Below are 19,101 nucleotides of genomic sequence, written 5' to 3'. Positions count from 1 at the left end.
TTAAATGGTTTATTTTTTAGTTTATATTCCTTTATTTATCCTTTAGCTTATTTTTAACGGTATCGAGTTCTTTTTTTAATTGGATAATGTAGAGCGTAAGTTCTTCTATTTTTTGCTGTTGCAGTTTTAGCATTTCACTTACTGCAATTCCGTTTGTTTCTACTTCTTTAGCAGCCGGCATTCCGGGCAGGTGTTTATTGGCCTTGATGTATCCTTCCAACTTTTGCAACGTTTCAACTTTGTAACCCTCCTCAAAAACATAATCGGGCCAGTTGCTGGCTTCTACTTTAATTTCTTTGGCTCGGATTTTACCATTAACAGATAGTTTTTCTGTGGGCGTACTGGTACCGATACCAACATTGCCCATAGCGGTAAGATCCGCATCGATGTATAATTTAGAAAAATAAGAATTTGGCCCTCCACCATAAGGAATAGGACTGCGTGAAGAATTTACACCTGCACTCTCTAAATAAAGTACATTGGAACCATCCGCTGATAGTCTAAACTGTGGTCCACCACTACCATATCTATGAAAAACCAATGTAGGTGATGAGTTCGTTACCGTTCCCTGATTATTTACAATTTCAATACTATTGGTAGTCAGAGCTGCATTTGTCCAGGAATATCCACCCATCCCTGTATTGCCATAGCTAAACCATGCCTGCCCTTCTACTCTACCTGTACCTGCTACATCAAAATTATATTCAGGAGTTTTTCCAATACCTACTTTTCCATCGCTTTCCATCACTACCTTTTTCCAGGGCTGGCCGGCATTGTTATTGGTTTTTCTGAAATAGAGCTCCTGATCGAAGAAGCTGCCAGCGAATTGCATGGCAAAATTGTTAGCCGTATTACTATGGCGAACATCTAATAAATGCCACCAAGTCGTGGCTCCCGCTGGATAGTTTACCGGATTAACTGTTTCAAAAAAGCCAGATACAGCACCGGCATCTCCTTGCAGGCCGGCATTATCTCTGGTAGCGGTTTGCGCATTTGCTGCCAGTGTAGTAAAGCTGAATAAAGTAAGAGCGGTTAATTTGATGGTATTTTTCATAGTATATCTCTATTTTATATTATTTTTTATTGCTGGGTTTTGCTGTGTTATTTTATTTGGCTTTTTGTCTCTTTTAAAAATCGATTTCAACCAGCGGGTAATTTTAACGGCTTTACCGGGTTTATAGGCAACTACTTTACCCTTTTTGTAATTAATTACCTGAATACTATCGGCACTGATGCGTTTTTCGAGCTTTCCGTTTAACTGCCCATCAAGGTACTTTCCTCTTTCGAGCAAAACACCCTGCTGATCGTACTTTTCAAACCTGCCGTTGGCTTTACCCGAAGCATAGTGAATAATCGAATCGAGTTTTCCATCTTCGCCCCAGCTTTTCCAATTGCCTGTTTTTAGCCCCATTTGGTACAGCCCCTGGGTTTTAAGGCCTTTGGTATCGTAAAATTCATTGTATACGCCATCCAGCAGTTTACCGCTAAAACCACCCTGCGTATAACGGATCTGATTACCGCTAAACCAGGCGTAATTACGGTCTGATTTAAGATAAGCGGAGCCAATATCTGCCCTTTGAACATAGAATACTGCTTTGTAATGGTCGTAGTTAACGGTATGGGTATAGTTATCTACATTGAAATAAGATTTTATACTTTGTGCATCTACCTTAAAAAACAGCAGGCACAACTGGAGCATGGTGATGTAAATTAATTTCATTATTTTATTGATAAAAATTTTGTTGCATTCTGGTACTCGACTTTTATCGAGTCGCCAACTCTTTTTATAAATTTTAGGCCATTTGCACGTTCGCCTTCGCTTAGCATTACTTCTTTACCGTTTACGCTGATAATGGCTACCTGTCTTTTTTCTGCACGGTTATAAATTTGTCCGCTGTAAACAATGCCCGACCAGTTTACCTGAGGTTTTATAGGCATGGGCAGTGATACAGGACCTGCCAGTTTAACAAGGGGCTCGGGCTCTGAATTGGCCAAAGCAAAAGGATCGGCATATCCCATTTCTAATATTACCTGATCTTTTGCATGGTCGGTCATATTGAAATAGGGTTCTTTGATTGTCCTCGAATGAAGTGGTGCATTATCTTCTGCTGCCAACCCATCAAATACCCGGTAAAAAATTACCCCCCATACTGCTGCCACGCAACAAATGAGCAGATAGGTCATTTTCTTACTTTTCATGCTTATTGTATGGTAAAAGTTCTAATTTCACTATAGGCACCCGCATTTCCGGCTTTATCAAATGCCCTGATCCTCCAGGCAATGGTTTCGCCTATTTCGCCGGCATCAAATACATGCTCTGTAGTGGTAATAATTTGTGGGTAGCTCTTACTGTATGGCGTTTGTTCATCACTTTTATATACCGATACTTCATAACGTTCTGCATCGGCTATGCGGTTCCACACCAGCCTTACCGGCCGCGAAACCAGTTGCTTGTTTAATGGGGTACTCAAAGTAACCTTATCAGGCCCTGTAGCATCATAGCTAAAGGTACGTACGGTGCTCCACTTCGAGTTTTCGCTGGCATTTTCGGCCCGCACCCTAAACTGGTAGGTTCCTTCCTGGCTAAGGGTTTGTAAAAAGCCTAAATTATTGGTGGTAATGTTCAGCGTCATGTTTTTTTCGTCCAAAAAGTTGTTGTTATCAACCTGTAAGCGGTAAACCGTAGCACCAAAAAGTTTAAGCCACTCGTACCTGATGTCGGGTTTCGAAAAATAAAGCCCGCTTGATGGAACGGTTAACTGAACAGTTTGCTCGGTAAGGCTTGAGGGAAAAATTTCGAGCGCACGCGTGGTGTAATCGCTTACACTGCTACCGTTTTCGCCTCTAATCCTCCATTCGTACTTACCGGGATCCATGGTATACACGAACTTTTCGGTTTTAATCAGGGTATCTAAAACGAGTTTGCTTACACTATCAAATTTTGGCGATACCACCTGCAAGCGATAAAACAGGGCATCGGCCATGGGGTTCCACCAAAAAGTTTGCTGGTAGCTGTTGGTTTCCAACTTATTGGCAGGGGCCAGCACTTCAATCTTTCTGTTTGCTATTGAAGGTTCGATAAATTCGCTACAACCCGAAAGCAATAGCAATATGCCTCCCATTAAAATATTTATCTTCTTTTTCATCTTTAAAACTGTAAATTAAATTCGCCCAGGGCCTGAGCATTTATCAATATTGCCCCAAAAGTAATTATTGCCGAAGCCAACCTGGAATAGGAAAAAATTTGTACACCCGACTTCTTTTTGATCATTTTTTGCGCTTTTTTTTCAAAAAAAGCCTTACGGTAGGTATTACCAACAAGTAATTTATTTTCTTCGTACCCATTAAGCATTACCATATTGCCCTCGATGGCGGTAATTTTTTCATCGTTGATGATATAAGATTTATGAATACGGCTAAAATTTGTATTTGGTAAGCTGTCTTCCATTTCTTTCATAGAGTTGTGACAGGAGAAACGTTTGTTGTTTTCCATATGGAGTACAACATAGTTCTGCATGGCTTCTATATAAATAAGCTGATCGCATTTGATTAACAACTCTTTGATACCTTTCGAATCGGCCTTAATAAAAAAAGAATCGACAACCTGTTGCTTTTTAGTACCATGTACAGCATGTGCCAGTTGGGTAAGGTGATCGAATTTATTGATGCTTTTTACGAAGCGGTTAAAAGTAACCGGACTAATCAGATAATCGAATACCGAGTTTTCAAAAGCCTCGAAGGCCATTTCTGTATTTTCAGAAATGAAAACAATTGAAGAAAACTGTTTAATTCTTTCTAACCAACTGTTATTCAGCCCGAGTAAGGCAACATCTATAAAAACAATATCTGGCCGGATGGAGTAAACAGCATCGAAATTTTCTGGCCTCTGTATCGAATATCCCTTTAATTGCGTAAGTGAATAGTCGCTTATATAAACGCAAAGCGATTCGACGGTGTGCAGTTCACCTATTACGTAACAGCTAATCATAATGTAATCTTTATCGTAACATCTAATTCCCCTATTTAGGCCTAAAAGAGGCACTATCTGATTAAAGCAGAAACCGACCGGTTTGTAATGGATCTAGGGATGGCAAATACCTGCAGGGCAGAATAAATTGAGAGAAGCATTAACAATAGACGTGTACATATTTGTTGCCATTAATCAATCGAATATCCCTAAAAAATTATAAAGCACAAAAACAAAACACAAAAAAAAATTAAATGTAGCCTGATTAATTGTATGCTGATAAATACAATTAAAAAATTAGTTTTACAGGCCTCAAAAAAATACATTTACAATGCAAAATGCAGTATATATCTTACAGGTAAGATCAAACAAAAAATACATAACCGCAAAAAATGCCTGCTCAATCATTTTTCAGCAGTATAAATAGCCCAAAAATTTCTTTTTTTTTCGATGCCAGCTTTCATTTCTACATCAAAAATTAAAGCCTGAAATCTTACGATTTCAGGCTTTGTTCGTTTGTAAATTTGAATATCTATTTAAAAATTAACCAGCGCCTGCCCGTCATAATAAGATGGAGGCGTAATACCCAGAAAACTTAATATGGTTGGTGGCACGCTGTACAAATAAGGTGCACCATGGTAATCGGTTGTTTTACGGTAAAAGATAGCTGTAGTTAAGGCACTGCGCGTAATGGTAGCACTGCTTTTGGTCAGGATATCAATTTTTGGGGTAACCAGAGTGCCATTATAAGCCGTTCCTGAAGTTTCATCGCCCTTGGTATATAAAACTAAATCTGCCTGTTGCGGATGTGCTGATGTTAAAGCGGTAAAACTGTAGGCACTGATACTGCTAGCAGGTAAAGCCGATTTAAACAACCTTATTTCGGAAATATTACCGGTAAAATAAGGACTGTAATTGGTGGTTCCGTCTTGCCCGATTTTAAAAGTTGTGCCACTCTGTAAATCACCAACCGCAGAGATATTGCCTTCGGCTACCTGGATGCCACCATCGTACATTGTCGCTTTTTGTGTGCTCCGGTTAACTACCACAGCTACCTGGTGCCACAACTGATCTGTGAGGTCTACCCCGTCTATATCCAGACGATGGGTACCATCTCCAAAGTTGGCCCTGATTACGCCATTTCTATTGGCAATAATGATGCCCTTGTTATATCCGCTGGCCCAGTTCTTATTCCCGATAATTACCGGATCGCTGGTAGCTGTGGTTGCCCTGGCCCTAAACTCGATGGTAAAGCTGCCTGTTGCACTTAAATCGAGGTTACTTAAGGTAGGTAACTGCCCATATACGTTTGTTTTAAAATCGACAGTGGTAATGCTATGCGGGTTCGATTCGGTGTTAGTGGTAGGCAAAGTATTTACCAGTTGCGGCGTAATGGCACTGTTGTTCAGGATAATAAATGCATTCCGCTCCAGGTAACTGCTCCCGCCGTGGCTTGAATCGCCGCCATGATCTGTAGCCACAACAATCAGCCAATCTTCATTGTTATAGGTAGGTCTAGCTTTTACAGCATTCAGAATTCTGCCTACCCTTGCATCAACCGCTTTTACCGAATCCATATACATCTGTGTGGTAGTTCTGTAGTTACTCGCGTGGCCGGCATGATCTACATCATCGAAATGGCAAAAGGCAACATCGGTATTGCTGCTGGTAATTTCCTGGATAATTCTCACTTCAGTGGCATTATCGCTTGCACTGTTTTGTTTTACCGTTACATCGGGCGTGGCAACAATATAATTGTTTATCGACGACCAGGTTACGATTGATGCAGTTCTTAAAGCCGGCAAACTGGTTTTAATCTGCCTGAAAAAAGAAGGGTAGTTTACAAAGTCGGCGCCTGAAAAGCTGTTATCAGATGCTTTGTGTTTAGCAACACCTACGCCGGTAAACAATGCCGACCATCCGTTTGACGACCAGGTAGGCACTTCGGCCAATGCATTGGTGCTGGTGTAAGACTGATCCATCAAGGTTTTCAGGTTCGGTGCATTAGCTGCCGTAATTGCTTTCCATACGCAACCGTCGATACCAATAAAAAGCACCTTTTTAGGTTTGCCTGCCAAAACGCTTCGCGCAGTTGCTTGGTTTGAATTGTCTTCAATTGACTCGGTTGCAGCCTTTTTACAGCCAAGTGTAGCCAGCCCCATCGCAATGAGGAACAGTAGAGGTTTAAATTTTCTCATAGTTTAAATGTTTAATAAAGTAATACAAATGTTTAATAAAACTAAACATTCAAATATTAATAAAAAATTAATTTTTAAATTATTTTAGTTAACACTCAAACAGTTACCGCCAGGAAAACGAATCCAAAACAACACCAACGCATATTTCTTATCATACTGAATCCGATATAAATCAACATACTTTAAAAAACTGTATTTTACTTCATACAACATTTCTGTTTCTGCTACAAAATTTGCTAAACCGCAATATTGTACATACATATTATTTTCAATTCTAAAGCTAGCTTCAACCTCATTATCAGCTATAAAAATCTTATTTTTAATTTTCATCATCAAAAAATGCTAAATTCTAACTAACTTCAAACATTCAATATGTACATACAAATACACCAACAATTTATAGTCTGATTGTGGGAAATCCCAAAATGTAAACACAGATGAACGAAAGAAAATTATACTTAAACAAATTGCTAAGCCTTGTTTTGTTGTGCTTTACTGCTACAGCAGGGGCACAAACAACTTTGTGGCAAATTGGCCATGCAGATAACAAGGCTACAGAATTTGCGCTGGCCCCATCGGGTTATAAACATTTTTTAGCTGCGGATTTTGGTTGGGAAGATAAATTTTACCTGATTGGGGTTTCGAAACCAGAAAAAGATTGGGCTTATATTTTACCAGGTCCTAAAGATACCTGGGGCGGCACTGGGGGCACCTCTGGTTTACGCACGCACAATGCCAATATTTTATTTGGGCTGCAGCAACAACCTACCGGATCGGGCTGGAAATTTGTAGTCGACCTGATTGGCTACCAGGGCGCATTACCGCCATTATTTAAGGTTACCATTAACGGAAAACCTTATGTAAAGCAATTACCCCAACTGGCAACCAATAAAACTTTTGAGGGAGATTTAAGTGCCGCGCATGAATATAAGATCGAAATTCCGCTTGAAGCAAATCAGTTGCGCAAAGGCGGAAACGAAATTTTGATGACTACGTTGGAAGGTTCGTGGATGGTATTTGACCAGGTAAGGCTGGAAGGCCCCTCTTCGGCCAAATTAATACATAACCAAAACGTATTTCTCCGCAGCGTAAAACCAGCAGATTATCAACTTGAAGAACAAGAAAAAAAAATCCAGCCTTTATTGCTAGATGTGCAACTGGTTACCGGCAAACCTGTGTTGACAGTGAAACTGGACGGCGCAGCAATATTCAGCGAGCGGTTGGATAGTGCAAGATACCAGTTTGAAGTACCCATGCCAGCTGTTGCCACAGCAAAACAAAGCAAATATGAAATTTACAGCGATGGAATATTGCTGGAAAGCGGCGTAGTAAAACGTTCTGCACAGCGCTTGTTTACGCCTGCTGATTATGTAGATACCCGGATGGGTACTGCCCATTCGCGCTGGATGATTGCGCCAGGTCCATGGATGCCCTTTAGTATGGTAAAATTAAGTCCAGACAACCAGAATAGCGGCTGGCAGGCCGGTTATGAACCCAGTTTTGAAAGCATTGGCGTATTTAGCCACATCCACGAATGGACAATGGCTGGCTTGGGCATGCTGCCAGTAAATGGCCCACTGAAGATTAAAACAGGCGACGAACGCAGTGCAGGTGAAGGCTACCGATCTCAAATTGACAAGACTACTGAGGAAGCCCCTTTGGGTTATTATAAAGTAATGTTAAGCGATTACAAGGTTAAGGCAGAGCTAACGGCCACTACCCGTTGCGGTTTCCAGCGTTATACTTATCCAAAAGCTACCGATTCGAGGGTAATGATCGATTTACAAATTCCTTCGGAGTATGCTTATACGCTTAAAGATGTGACTTTGAAAAAGGTAAGCGACAGGCGAATTGAAGGTATATCGAGACAGTTTACGCCCGGCGCATGGTCTGGCGATGTAAACCAGGATTATAAACTACATTTTGTGATTGAATTTGACCAGCCCATCAAAAAATTCGGAACCTGGCAAAATGATGCGCTTAGCAGTAAAGATTTAGTAAATACCGGGGAGGTAAAAGATGCCGGGGCCTATGTAGAATTTGATACCAGAACAAATCAGGTAGTACAGGTACGCACCGGGATTTCGATGGTGAGTATTGAAAATGCCTCAGATAACCTGAAACAGGAAATTACCTGGCCTTATGGCTGGAGTTTTGAAAAAGTAAGAAACGGACAACGTGATACCTGGAATAAGCTGATTGGCCGGGTGGCAGTTCAATCAAACGACAGGAGAGAGAAAATCCGCTTTTATACCAATATGTACCGCGCGCTGGCCAGCCGCAATACCTGGAGCGACCTGGATGGCAGCTGGGTAGATGCTTTTCAAAAAGTGCAGAAACTGAAAGATCCCAATTCCCTTGCGCTGGGTTGCGATGCTTTTTGGAATACTTTCTGGAACCTGAACCAGTTCTGGAACCTGGTTACGCCAGAGTGGTCATCGAAATGGGTAAAATCGCAACTGGCCATGTACGATACCAATGGCTGGCTGGCCAAAGGGCCGGCGGGAATGAACTATGTACCGGTAATGGTTGCCGAGCACGAAATCCCGCTTATGGTGAGTGCTTACCAAATGGGCATTCGCGATTTTGATGCCAATAAAGCATTCGAAGCGATGAAGAAAATGCAAACTACCCCATCGCAAAAAGTAGGACTGGGTTATGCCGGCAACCGCGATCTGGTTCCTTACTTAAAATACCATTACGTGCCCTATGATCTGGGGCGTTTTTCGAACACTTTAGAATATGCCTACGATGACTGGACCGTTTCGCAGTTTGCCAAAGCATTGGGCAAAAAAGAAGAGGAAAAAGAGTTTGCCCTTAGGGGGAATTACTGGCGCAATGCCATTGACAAGGAAACGGGTTATGCCCGGATGCGTAAATCAGACGGAAGCTGGGAGCCTAATTTCGATCCCTTTAAATCGGGTGCCAACGAACATTATGTAGAGGGCAACGCCTGGCAGCTCACTTATTTTGTACCACAGGATGTACCCGGACTGGTGAAAGAGATCGGTGCAGATAAATTTGTAGAACGCCTCTCGTGGGGTTTTAAAGAAAGCAACAAATTGCGTTTCAATGCACCTGGCGACCAGTACTGGGATTATCCTGTAATTCAGGGCAACCAGCAATCGATGCATTTTGCCTTTTTGTTTAACTGGGTGCAAAAACCCTGGCTAACGCAGCAATGGAGCAGGGCTATTTTAGACAGGTATTATGGCAGCGATTTAGCCAATGCTTACCTCGGCGATGAAGACCAGGGCCAGATGAGCGCCTGGTTTGTCATGGCAGCCTTAGGCTTGTTCCAAACAGACGGCGGTTGCAGTACCGACCCGGTTTATGAAATTGCCAGTCCTATTTTCTCTTCGGTAAGCATTGATCTCGGCGGGCAATATGGCCGCGGAAAATCTTTTACCATTGAAGCGCCGAATGTATCGCGCGATAATAAATATGTACAAAAAGCTACTTTGAACGGAAAACCGCTGCAATCTTTTAAATTTCCGGCAAGTGAGCTATTGAAAGGCGGGAAACTGATATTGCAAATGGGGCCAAAACCAAACAAGAATTGGGGAATATAAAACCCATACTTCATATTTAGGTACTCTACCTTGAAAAAATAAAGCCTGAAATCTTACGATCTCAGGCTTTATTTTTAATCCATCCGCTTTAAATTATAAAATGTAGCAGAATGTGATTGCTTGTTTTAAGGTTTTGAACGGAAATCAAACCAAAGTGTTCCCTTAATCTTTTCGCCATTGGCATGGTTCAGCTCACTTTCTGGCCCCATCACTTTTGCTGATTGAAACTTGGTACCAATCGGGCTAATGGCATTTAAAAACCCGATGTTCCCTTCGGGAAAAGCCGGTTCGACATTATTATTGGTCAATGCAGCTGCCTCACGTGCGGGCTTAAACATTTGCAGGTAAGTATTTTTATTTGCCGAATAAACGGTAAAGGGTGCTTCGGTATTTTGGATGGTTACCCAGTTTACTTCGGCATGGTAACCCTTAAATTCGGGATATTTCCAGCTTTCGCCGGTAATGGTATTGTTGTAATCTTTCTGCCAAACACCAAATTGCTGACCTTTTAACCTGTTTTTCCAAACACGGTACGGACCGCGCCCCAGCCATTTCATTCCGGTAACTTTTTCTTCGGGGTAGTTGAAAGTAATGCCCGAGAAACTGACATCGCCTTGCTGGCTATATGTATAATCCAGTTTAACCGGCTGGCCAGGAGTGAAAGTCCATTTTACATGCAAAGGAGCATCGCCGGTATAATCGGCTTCTACTATATATTGTCCATTAACAACCTGATGGGTAAATGATTTCAACGTAGTATTGACACCCGCCAAAACCGGCCCTCCTGATAAAGAAACAGTACCGGTTGGTTTCACTACTTTTTGGATATAACCGGTGGCTTTATCAAAATCGTAACGGATTCCATCGCAGTTAATACTGAGTGTAGCATCGGTTTGAGTTAATTTAATATTCGGTTTGGCTTTAAGGCTGCTGATTTTAGGAGCGAAAGCTGCAGGTGCGGCTATGGCCCAACTCCAGGTAAAAATTTCTTTTTTATCGGGGCCATAAGCAGTAAGGTATAGTGCATCGTTTTTGGCCCATGTTGAGGGTAAAGGCAAGTTTAAGATGCCCTTTTCTGCAGGTTTAAGATTAAAAGGCTTTAATGCACCTGTTGCAATTACTGTAGGCACCAAAGTTTTAGCCGTAGCTGAGGGGAACTTAACCAGTTTCCATTTAAATGTACATTGATTGAGGTTGGTAAACGAATAGCGGTTTTCGACCGGTATTTTACCATCAAAACCAGTAGTAATTGGTTGTGGGTTAATATACACCGGCGACCAGATTTCTTTAATGGTATAATAACTACCCTCCTTTTCGCGGTGCGGACCTACAATGCCATCAGGCGCATGGTTACCATCGCTATCGTAAATGTTGTTTTTATCGGTACGGATAATCGATTCGTCTAAAAAAGCCCAGATAAAACCACCTCCTCCATGCGGGTGTTTTACGATTTGCGACCAGAAATCATCCAATGCTGCCCCTGCTCCGCCATCATACAGGGCATGCATAAACTCGGTAGGAAAAAAGACTTCTTCGCCGGTGGCGGTCCGGCTTTCCATGCCCTTAAAATCGGGATAGTGCTTGGTATCGGTACCATTAAATTTCTCCCATGGATGGATTACCGTACGGTTTTGCGGATCGTATAAGGCATATTGATCATCGAGCTCACGGTTAAAGCCACCTTCATTTCCATTGGCCCAAAATAAAATGGCAGGATGGTTTACATCGTGTACAACCAGCTCTTTAACCAGTTTTTTACCGATTTCGGTATCGTAATTGGCCTGCCAGCCGGTAAGTTCATCTATCACATACAAGCCCAACGAATCGCAAACCTCCAAAAAATCGCGATCTGGCGGGTAGTGAGACATGCGCACGGCATTCATATTCATGTCTTTCATCAGCTGTACATCGAGCACATGCACCCCGTGACTGAGCGTACGACCAGTTTCGGGCCAAAAACTGTGACGGTTACTGCCTTTCATTAAAACCCTGCTTCCATTCACATATAAACCATCTTTTGCACGTAACTCTACAGTACGGAAACCAAATTTTTGTTTAACCTGATGAACAATACCTTTCTCATTTTTAATGCTCACCACAACCTGGTAGCGGTTCGGGAATTCGGCACTCCACAACAAAGGTTTATTAAAAGCAGATTTCAGTTCATAATAACTGCCATCCGCGCTTGCCCTGGCGGTAAAAGGTTTCCCTAAGTTTTCGCCATTTAGTTTTTGTACCTGGGCTTCAATTTGTTCGCCTGATTTTAAATTTTGCGTGTATACATCCAGCTGAAATGCGCCATCTGCTTTCGCATTTACGGCAAGCCTTTGTATAAAGGTTTGCGGAACAATTTCGAGGTACACAGGTCGGTGAATACCACCAAAGATCCAAAAATCGCCACTGCGCTCGGCTTTATTTACCGATGCATTTGCCGATTGTTTATCGACAGTAACTTCGAGCAGGTTTTGTGCACCGGGTTTTACCAAATCGGTAATATCATATTTAAAAGCATAAAAACTACCCTGATGCACGGGCCCGGCTTGTTTGCCATTAATCATCACCTTAGTATCAGTCATCGATCCTTCAAAAACAATAAATATCTTTTTATTATTTACCTGATCTACAAAAAACTGATGTTTATACTGCCCCTGTTCTTTATTTTTGATTTTATCGTGACCATAGTTGTAGGCGCCAAAGCCTTGTTGCTCCCAGTTAGAAGGTACAGCAATTTTGGTCCATACGCCGCTCTTTCTGCCTTCTGTGCAGTAAAAATCCCAGTTTACGGTGTGATCTTTATCCGTTCCGGAAAGATATTTAATAATGGTTTGTTGTGAAAATGCACTGAAACCCAACAGGGCAGCAAATAAGGACAAGGTTAATTTTTTCATTGTTTTTAATTCAGCATGAATTGGTGAGATGAACTAAAACTAAGCAATTATTCCTGCCCTTTCTGTAAAATCCTTGTACCACAGCAGAGTTGCACAAATTCCACTATAGAAAAAACGTTAAATAATGCCTCATAAAATCGATTTAAATGGCATATTCTACCGTTAGCATTTGGCCAGGTTGAAAAACACTGTCCTGATTGGAATTAAATAAAGCCTTAAACATGCAAATGGAATTGCAAAACATGTGCCCACGCCGTAGCAATCTCCGAAAAGTACAATATCTGCAGGTCTAATACTGAGGGATTTTTGTATTGTGTTTAAATAAAATCTTATTGACTTGAAACTTTTTTAGCAGTGATCAACATCCCGCTACGCCCTGCCATATCATTAATTACATACGCCTTCTGGTAGATGCCAATCAGTTTGCCGGTAAATTTATTGGTAAGCCTGTATTTTCCGGCTGGTAATTGTATGGTGCGTTTCGCGACTGTATTTCCCCAGTTAAACACCGAGTAAACTGTCTCGCTTTTTAACACCGTGGTGCCTATTTCAAACTTTTCGTTTTCGAACCTGGCGGCCACACCGGTTGGCGGAATCAGTTTCTTTAAAATAACCAGGTGCTCCGGACTAATGGCAGGTAAATTATCGCCGCTTAGCAACAGTCCGCCGGTAGCGTATATACTGGCTGCATGAAACAGGAATTCGTTTTCGGGGATTGCCGGTTTGGTATCCTTATCCGCAGTAAAGTTGCCGGCATTATCCATTACACCATTGGCTCCTCCATTGGTTAACAGGATACAGTCGGGGTCGTTCCACCAGAAGCGGCCATTCTGCCAGCTTCTTAGCAGATTTTCTTTACCAATACTTGCAAAAGATTCCCAGCCATGGGTAATATCCATAGAACTGCGTGAACCATGAATTAAGCCCAGCGAGCCCCAGATGGGATGATTACAGCCCAACAAAAAAGCATCGCCAGCCCCTTTACGGATGGCTTCCATACCACGACGGTAGGCTTCAATACGGGTAGCAGATTTATCGTAATGCACACCGCCATGAATAGCGCCCCAGTAGTTGGCATCTAATTTAAAATAGGTACAGCCCCATTTTTCGCGCATGGTTTTAAACAGCGCCGTAAAGTACCGCTGCACTTCCGGGTGCGTACCATCAAGCGCATACCATGGACCTTGCCGCCAGCCACCAAAGCCTACTTTGTCTGATCGCATGGGTTTACCTGTTTCATCTTTTACCATCCAATCGGGATGTTCTTTAAACAATTTAGACTGCGGACTGGCAATAAAAGGTGCTACCCAAATGGCTGGCTCGAGTTTTTTAGCTTTAATTTCTTTTAATACATTGGCTACACCACCGCCAAAAGCAGTACCGGTTTCCAACCAGTCGCCCATCCAGGGCTGGTAGCCATCGTCTATTTGTACATATTTTAATTCGGGTAGGTTTTTGGCAATCCAGTCGGTATTGTCTGACACATTTTTGGCCGTAACTTTTGGCCCAAAGCATACCCACGAACACCAGCCCATTGGGATGGGTTTAAATACCAGTCTGGGGTGATGTACAGCAATGGCCTGGGTTAGCTGGTCGTAAAGTTTTTCTCTATCCGGGCCGGCAATGGCCATAAACTCTTCGAGATTCCAGGTTTCACCGGGTTTTAACACCAGGTTTTCGCAATCCATTGATATGCGGAGGCGTTTGGCATCGAAAGAAAAACGCGAAATAAAACGGTTACAAGAGGTTGTAGCTACTAAAAGCCGATCGGCCTGTTGTGGTTGCAAGGTAAGCATGCCATAAGCGGTGCGCATGCCCTCAGGCTCGGGTATTTTATAATGGGCACGATCTGAATAAGAGCCCCAATCTTCGGGTTTAGCCAGTGTACCGCCTATCTGCCCTAGTTTTTGGAAACTCTCGCCATAAATGGGTGTATTTGCATCCAGTCCGTGATTGAAATCAAAAACGATCACTTCGCGTATAGCAAGCGGCTTGCCTGAAGTATTTTTAACAGAAAGCGCACATAAATTACCTTTCCAGATGCGGCTAACTATGGCAGTTGCGGCATCGGCCTTGCTCCCATCGGCTAAAATTATGCTGGGTTTTGATTGCTTTAAATCTGACAGGAAAGCTTCGGCAGTTTTTGAGACAGGTATGCCCGCTATCACCTGTATAGATAAGAGTACCAGCAGGCAAAACATTCCAGACTTTTTCATATTCTTCATCATCTTAAAATAATGTCTTCTAAAGAACCAAATAGTGTGGTCGGCACTTGCCTATCCCTATTTATCTTGGGCGACAGGAAGTGCTGTAAAGCCGAAAACAGGCCGGCTTAAGTTGACTGATTATCATTTGGTTAGTTTATCAAACTTCAGCTATTTCATGGATATTTTTTTCAGCTATTTTAGCTGCTTATTACGCAATATTAGCTTTTAAAGACGTGGCTGTATCGGGCAACCAGAATTTTAAAAACACCGGTACATTGGTTTAGCCTTATTTTCTCTACCGGGCAAGCCGCATTTCGGGTGAATTCGTATTTATTTTTTTAGCCATTGCAAGGCAGGGCTGACCAACGGTTATTTTCATGGTCAAATTATTAAATACACATCGCCGCAGAGAACTGTGGCGATGTGTGTTTTGAGAAGACATAGATGCCTGTAATCATAACGGCGACCTTTAGCGCAGGCATTCCTGCATCTGTTCTTTTGCTTTTTGAGCGAGGGCAAAGCTTACTTTCGGTGCAGGAAGATCACTCCGCTGGTAATAATTATCCAGGCGTACCGGAAAATCTCCTGAAGCCATCATTTCATCCTGCCGTGTCATAAAAACCGGCACAACTCCGTGGTTATTCTGGGGATAAGTCATACTTGAAGCATGACTATAGCCCAAAATATGCCCAAATTCGTGAAAAGGTGTAGAATAGCTTGTGCTCATATAATTTAAAGTAAGCCAATCGGGCAAACCAATACTACTTCCTCCACCTAAACCGTTAACTTTCCGGGTATCGGTTAAACCACAGTTGATATTGGTAACCGCTTGTGCCTTTAGCCAATCAGCTTCCTTTTCTGCGGTAGTAAGCCACGTTTTACCATCATCGCCTGTAATCGGTTCGTTAATCAAACGGCTACGCAGCAAAGAATCGGTATACATATAGGCAAAATTGATCATGAAACCGGTCAACATCCTGAACTGTTTTGCCGTAGGTTCATCCAACCAGTCATTATCAGCATTATTGGGATCAAAGTCATGCATTTTTAGCTTCCATTTGATTATGCTTAATTTTTTAAGCTTTGCGATTAGTGGGCTGGTGCCTGTAAATTCAAAACTGATATCGGCTGGTTTAATCCCTTCTGTTTTATAGGCCGATAGGTTTACTTCATGGTTATTCACATCCAGGTAAACATCCTGTCCGGTAATAAACGGATATTGGATTTGTTTGATCCGATGTCCTTTTATTGTACCGATTTTGAATAGCTGAATCTTTTGGTCGCGGCCAGCTATAGTAGCCAAAATAGTGGCATCGCTAATGTCTACAGGAGCAAAATTGGCCACCTCGATAGTGGTATTGTTAATAGCGGTAATGCGCAATACCTTACTCACGTCAAAACGCCTGCTTTTATCTGTCATCATCGACATTTCTTCTCCATCCTCATACATCAGTTCGCTGGCATCGGTGCCTGTAAAAGCGTAACTCGGTGTTGTAATTGTCGGTTCTACCGGCTCGGGGGGATTTTTTTTACATCCGATTGCCAATAGTGCTAAACTGAAAATCATCAGTCTTTTTAATACGTAGTTTTTTTTTAATAGGTAGTTTTTTGTTTTCATTGATGTATATTATAGGTATATGTAAAGCTTTTCAAGGCATCATCCATTTATACCAAAATAAATTGGCATTGTGATTAACATAAGCTAACAATTAAATAGACAACCGAATAAGTTTAGTACAAATATACATTTGTTTACAACAAAAACATAAAATACAACATTTTAAGCTACTTTTACGACCCGAAAAGTCACTTTTAACAATTTACAGCCATTAAAATTTGATATTCTTAGATATTTTATTCAGTCAACCGATCAATTTTGATAAAATCCGCTTTTTTTTAGAAATAAAATCGCAAGACAAAAGCTTTAAACAAAAAAAACACCTTAAAACAATGTGAATTACAAGCCAAAACACAAATGACCAGGATTGTTTCCCGGCCATTTGATTTGATCGTTTGTGATTTGCTTCTACTTCAACAGTCTATTTGCTGCAGGCAACCATTTTTGATACACCTGCACCGCAGTTTTTATTTCATCGCCCTTTGGCTGATTGTTAAAATGTTTATCATTTCGCTCGCTCCAGTCAGCCTCCCATTTGGCCATGGCCTTATAAAAGTCATTTGCAGTATTACTTGGGCGGTTAAAGCGGTGATTGATTTTTTCTTCTTTATAACGGTCTTTCTCTTCTTTTTGAAGCTCGAGTGTTAAGAAATCAATAAATTTTTGCCACCTTACTTTATAAAAATCTTTAACCATACCATTCCACTGCCTTGCAGAATAATCATATTGAATGGCATTTTCGTTATAAGGGCCCCAAATGGTAATCAAAGCCCGGGCGTTTTTCTCATAAAGATCACTTTCAGCTTCAGTTTTTCCTATTGAGCGGGCATCTGCAATCCATTTACCCAAAAGGAACTCTTTGCGTGTACCCAACAACTCATCAAAATCATCCATTAACGAGAGGTATTCTTTTGCAGTTTTGGCAAACACAGCTTTATCTCCGTTGCGATAGGCATCGGCCATTTCTTTTTGCATGGGAATGGCTAAATCAGCCAGGCACTGGCGGGTTAAATCGACCAGATCATAGCGATAAGTGGCTTTGTTTTTAATATTTACAGGTGCTTGTTGCAGGAGTACCAGAGCTTCCCATAAGCTTTTAAAACGGTATTTCTTTTCCGAATTTAATGCGCCGTTTGGCGATGCTCCATTTACTTTCAACGCTGGTCTTGCACAAATGCTGCTTTCCATAAAGGTTACAATGCCACTTTTACCATAAGTGGTGTGTAGCAGCGTATCCCAGGCTAAACTTACTTTTTCATCGCTACTGCCGTATCTGGCCAGCAGGTAATCGTCCATCCATTTTTTGGTATCGGGTTTTTCCTTTCTCCAGGCCATTTCTGCAGCTGCATCATAAATAATAGGGTTGTGTTCTATGGCTTCGGGAAACATGCCAATCCCTTGAAACTGTTTCGATTTTTCAGGTTGGTTTAAAATATCGGGGTAGGCTGCCAATACCGCATCTAAATCGCCACCCATGGCCGTGTTACCACCAAAGTTGTGAATGATCCCACCTACCCATGGCCTTCCCCAGAAAGCTTCGCTGCCTTTCCATTTAGAAGCATTCAAATCCAGCATCAATATCCGATCGGGCGGAATGGACTGCACAATGGCTTTTTGCATGCTCCAGGTTTGCATGGCAATTACAGCTTTGGGATCGACACTTGCTGTAGTGGTATAAATCGCTTTTCCTACCTGTGCCAGGTATTCATCACCGGCTACAGGTGCCTTACCTTCATGAAAAGGATCGGCAGCATAAATGTGGTTGGTGCCAAAAAGGCGGGTTTGCTCTTCAATAAAAGTTTTGCTCATGCGGGCATACAAGGGATCTAAAGGATTAAGCTGCGCCGTTCCGGGACCAACATAAAACCAAACTGCCTTTTTACGAATATCGGCCTGTGGCTGTTTTTCCATGAGTTTAATGGGCACGTAACCGGTAAAACCCTGAAGAATGGGTTTCATCCCCAGTTGCCGCTCGCGGGACAGGATTTGTTGCCCCAGAACAATGCTCCTGTCGATCCAGTTTTGTGGTAAAGGGCCGTTAATGCTTTCAATATTGGTCATCCACTGCCAGGCAAAATAGGCCGGCCCCACTAAAAAGGAACGGATCTCTTCGTCATTCATCCCGTATTTGCGCAAGGTATTTTGCCAAACGGCCTCTTGTCCGGTAATGGCTAACGGCATGTTAATGCCCTGCATGGCCATCCAGTCTATTTCCCTTTCCCAGCGTTCCCAATCCCACCAGCTCATCGAGTAATTGAAAGTACAGTAGTTTAAATACACCCGATCTTTGTAAGGCGAAGTAATCCGCACTTTTTTGGCCGGAATGGGAAGTTTAGCAGGCAAATCCATATTATCGCCGCACCACGAACGCTGTGCATGGCAATAATATTTGAGGTACCAGTTTAAAGCCGAGGCTACCTCAACCGGTGTATTTCCACGTAACACAATTTTATTTCCTTTGCCCTCTATTTCAAAAATATCTTTATCTCCTTCTGCAGGAATTTCTGCTACCTGAAAAAAAGCAGCATGCTTTGGTATTACACGTTTAATGAGCGCCTGGGTGCCTGTTTCAAAATCTGAAGCGAGGGCATTTGTTGCTGGAATTATCAGCAGCAGGTACAATATTATTTTTGGTATGAATTTCATGATTC

General features: G+C 42.0%; 12 protein-coding genes. 1 reads left to right on the top strand and 11 read right to left on the bottom strand.

What is annotated here, in order from left to right:
* Window positions 1–31: 31 nt before the first annotated feature.
* The 7 genes from OC25_RS28265 to OC25_RS25215 all read right to left on the bottom strand — a co-directional run bounded on the left by OC25_RS28265 (window position 32) and on the right by OC25_RS25215 (window position 6,498).
* Window positions 32–1,054 carry a hypothetical protein gene (locus OC25_RS28265; RefSeq protein WP_052266450.1) on the bottom strand — a complete coding sequence of 341 codons (1,023 nt, stop codon included), beginning with the start codon at window positions 1,052–1,054 and terminating at the stop codon, window positions 32–34.
* 9 nt (window positions 1,055–1,063) lie between these two features.
* The gene (locus OC25_RS25240) at window positions 1,064–1,720 is read right to left on the bottom strand and encodes a toxin-antitoxin system YwqK family antitoxin (protein WP_039482752.1); all 657 of its coding nucleotides are present in this window, start codon (window positions 1,718–1,720) and stop codon (window positions 1,064–1,066) included.
* Window positions 1,720–2,199, bottom strand: coding sequence for a hypothetical protein (locus OC25_RS25235; RefSeq protein ID WP_039482750.1), 480 nt, complete (start codon window positions 2,197–2,199; stop codon window positions 1,720–1,722). Before OC25_RS25235 ends, OC25_RS25240 begins: the two co-directional genes overlap by 1 nt.
* A gap of 2 nt (window positions 2,200–2,201) precedes the next feature.
* Entirely contained in the window at window positions 2,202–3,146 is a 945-nt protein-coding gene (locus OC25_RS25230) for a hypothetical protein (protein WP_039482748.1), read from the bottom strand.
* 2 nt (window positions 3,147–3,148) lie between these two features.
* Complete coding sequence (locus tag OC25_RS25225; RefSeq protein ID WP_039482746.1) at window positions 3,149–3,988, bottom strand: LytR/AlgR family response regulator transcription factor; 840 nt, start codon at window positions 3,986–3,988, stop codon at window positions 3,149–3,151.
* 515 nt (window positions 3,989–4,503) lie between these two features.
* The gene (locus OC25_RS27150; RefSeq protein WP_082018717.1) at window positions 4,504–6,165 is read right to left on the bottom strand and encodes an alkaline phosphatase family protein; all 1,662 of its coding nucleotides are present in this window, start codon (window positions 6,163–6,165) and stop codon (window positions 4,504–4,506) included.
* Between the two features lie 84 nt (window positions 6,166–6,249).
* Window positions 6,250–6,498: a hypothetical protein gene (locus OC25_RS25215; protein ID WP_156131578.1), complete on the bottom strand. Its 249-nt coding sequence runs from the start codon at window positions 6,496–6,498 to the stop codon at window positions 6,250–6,252.
* A 104-nt stretch (window positions 6,499–6,602) separates the two neighbouring features.
* Between OC25_RS25215 and OC25_RS25210 the strand changes: the two genes are divergently transcribed.
* The gene (locus OC25_RS25210; protein ID WP_039482741.1) at window positions 6,603–9,737 is read left to right on the top strand and encodes a GH92 family glycosyl hydrolase; all 3,135 of its coding nucleotides are present in this window, start codon (window positions 6,603–6,605) and stop codon (window positions 9,735–9,737) included.
* A 125-nt stretch (window positions 9,738–9,862) separates the two neighbouring features.
* Here OC25_RS25210 and OC25_RS25205 read toward each other — a convergent pair whose 3' ends face one another.
* The 4 genes from OC25_RS25205 to OC25_RS25190 form a co-directional block, all read right to left on the bottom strand.
* Window positions 9,863–12,625 (bottom strand): glycoside hydrolase family 2, encoded by a 2,763-nt coding sequence (locus OC25_RS25205; RefSeq protein ID WP_039482740.1) that lies wholly within the window; start codon window positions 12,623–12,625, stop codon window positions 9,863–9,865.
* A gap of 329 nt (window positions 12,626–12,954) precedes the next feature.
* Complete coding sequence (locus OC25_RS25200) at window positions 12,955–14,841, bottom strand: glycoside hydrolase family 36 protein (RefSeq protein WP_052266448.1); 1,887 nt, start codon at window positions 14,839–14,841, stop codon at window positions 12,955–12,957.
* A 460-nt stretch (window positions 14,842–15,301) separates the two neighbouring features.
* Window positions 15,302–16,450: a hypothetical protein gene (locus tag OC25_RS25195; RefSeq protein WP_039482738.1), complete on the bottom strand. Its 1,149-nt coding sequence runs from the start codon at window positions 16,448–16,450 to the stop codon at window positions 15,302–15,304.
* 408 nt (window positions 16,451–16,858) lie between these two features.
* Window positions 16,859–19,096, bottom strand: coding sequence for an alpha-N-acetylglucosaminidase (locus OC25_RS25190; protein WP_039482735.1), 2,238 nt, complete (start codon window positions 19,094–19,096; stop codon window positions 16,859–16,861).
* Between the last annotated feature and the right edge of the window lie 5 nt (window positions 19,097–19,101).

Origin of the sequence: Pedobacter kyungheensis, from assembly GCF_000812965.1 — a bacterium.
In the GTDB taxonomy this organism is placed as follows: domain Bacteria; phylum Bacteroidota; class Bacteroidia; order Sphingobacteriales; family Sphingobacteriaceae; genus Pedobacter; species Pedobacter kyungheensis.
Note: the sequence above shows the minus strand (reverse complement) of the source record. Positions and strands in the feature narration are given on the sequence as shown.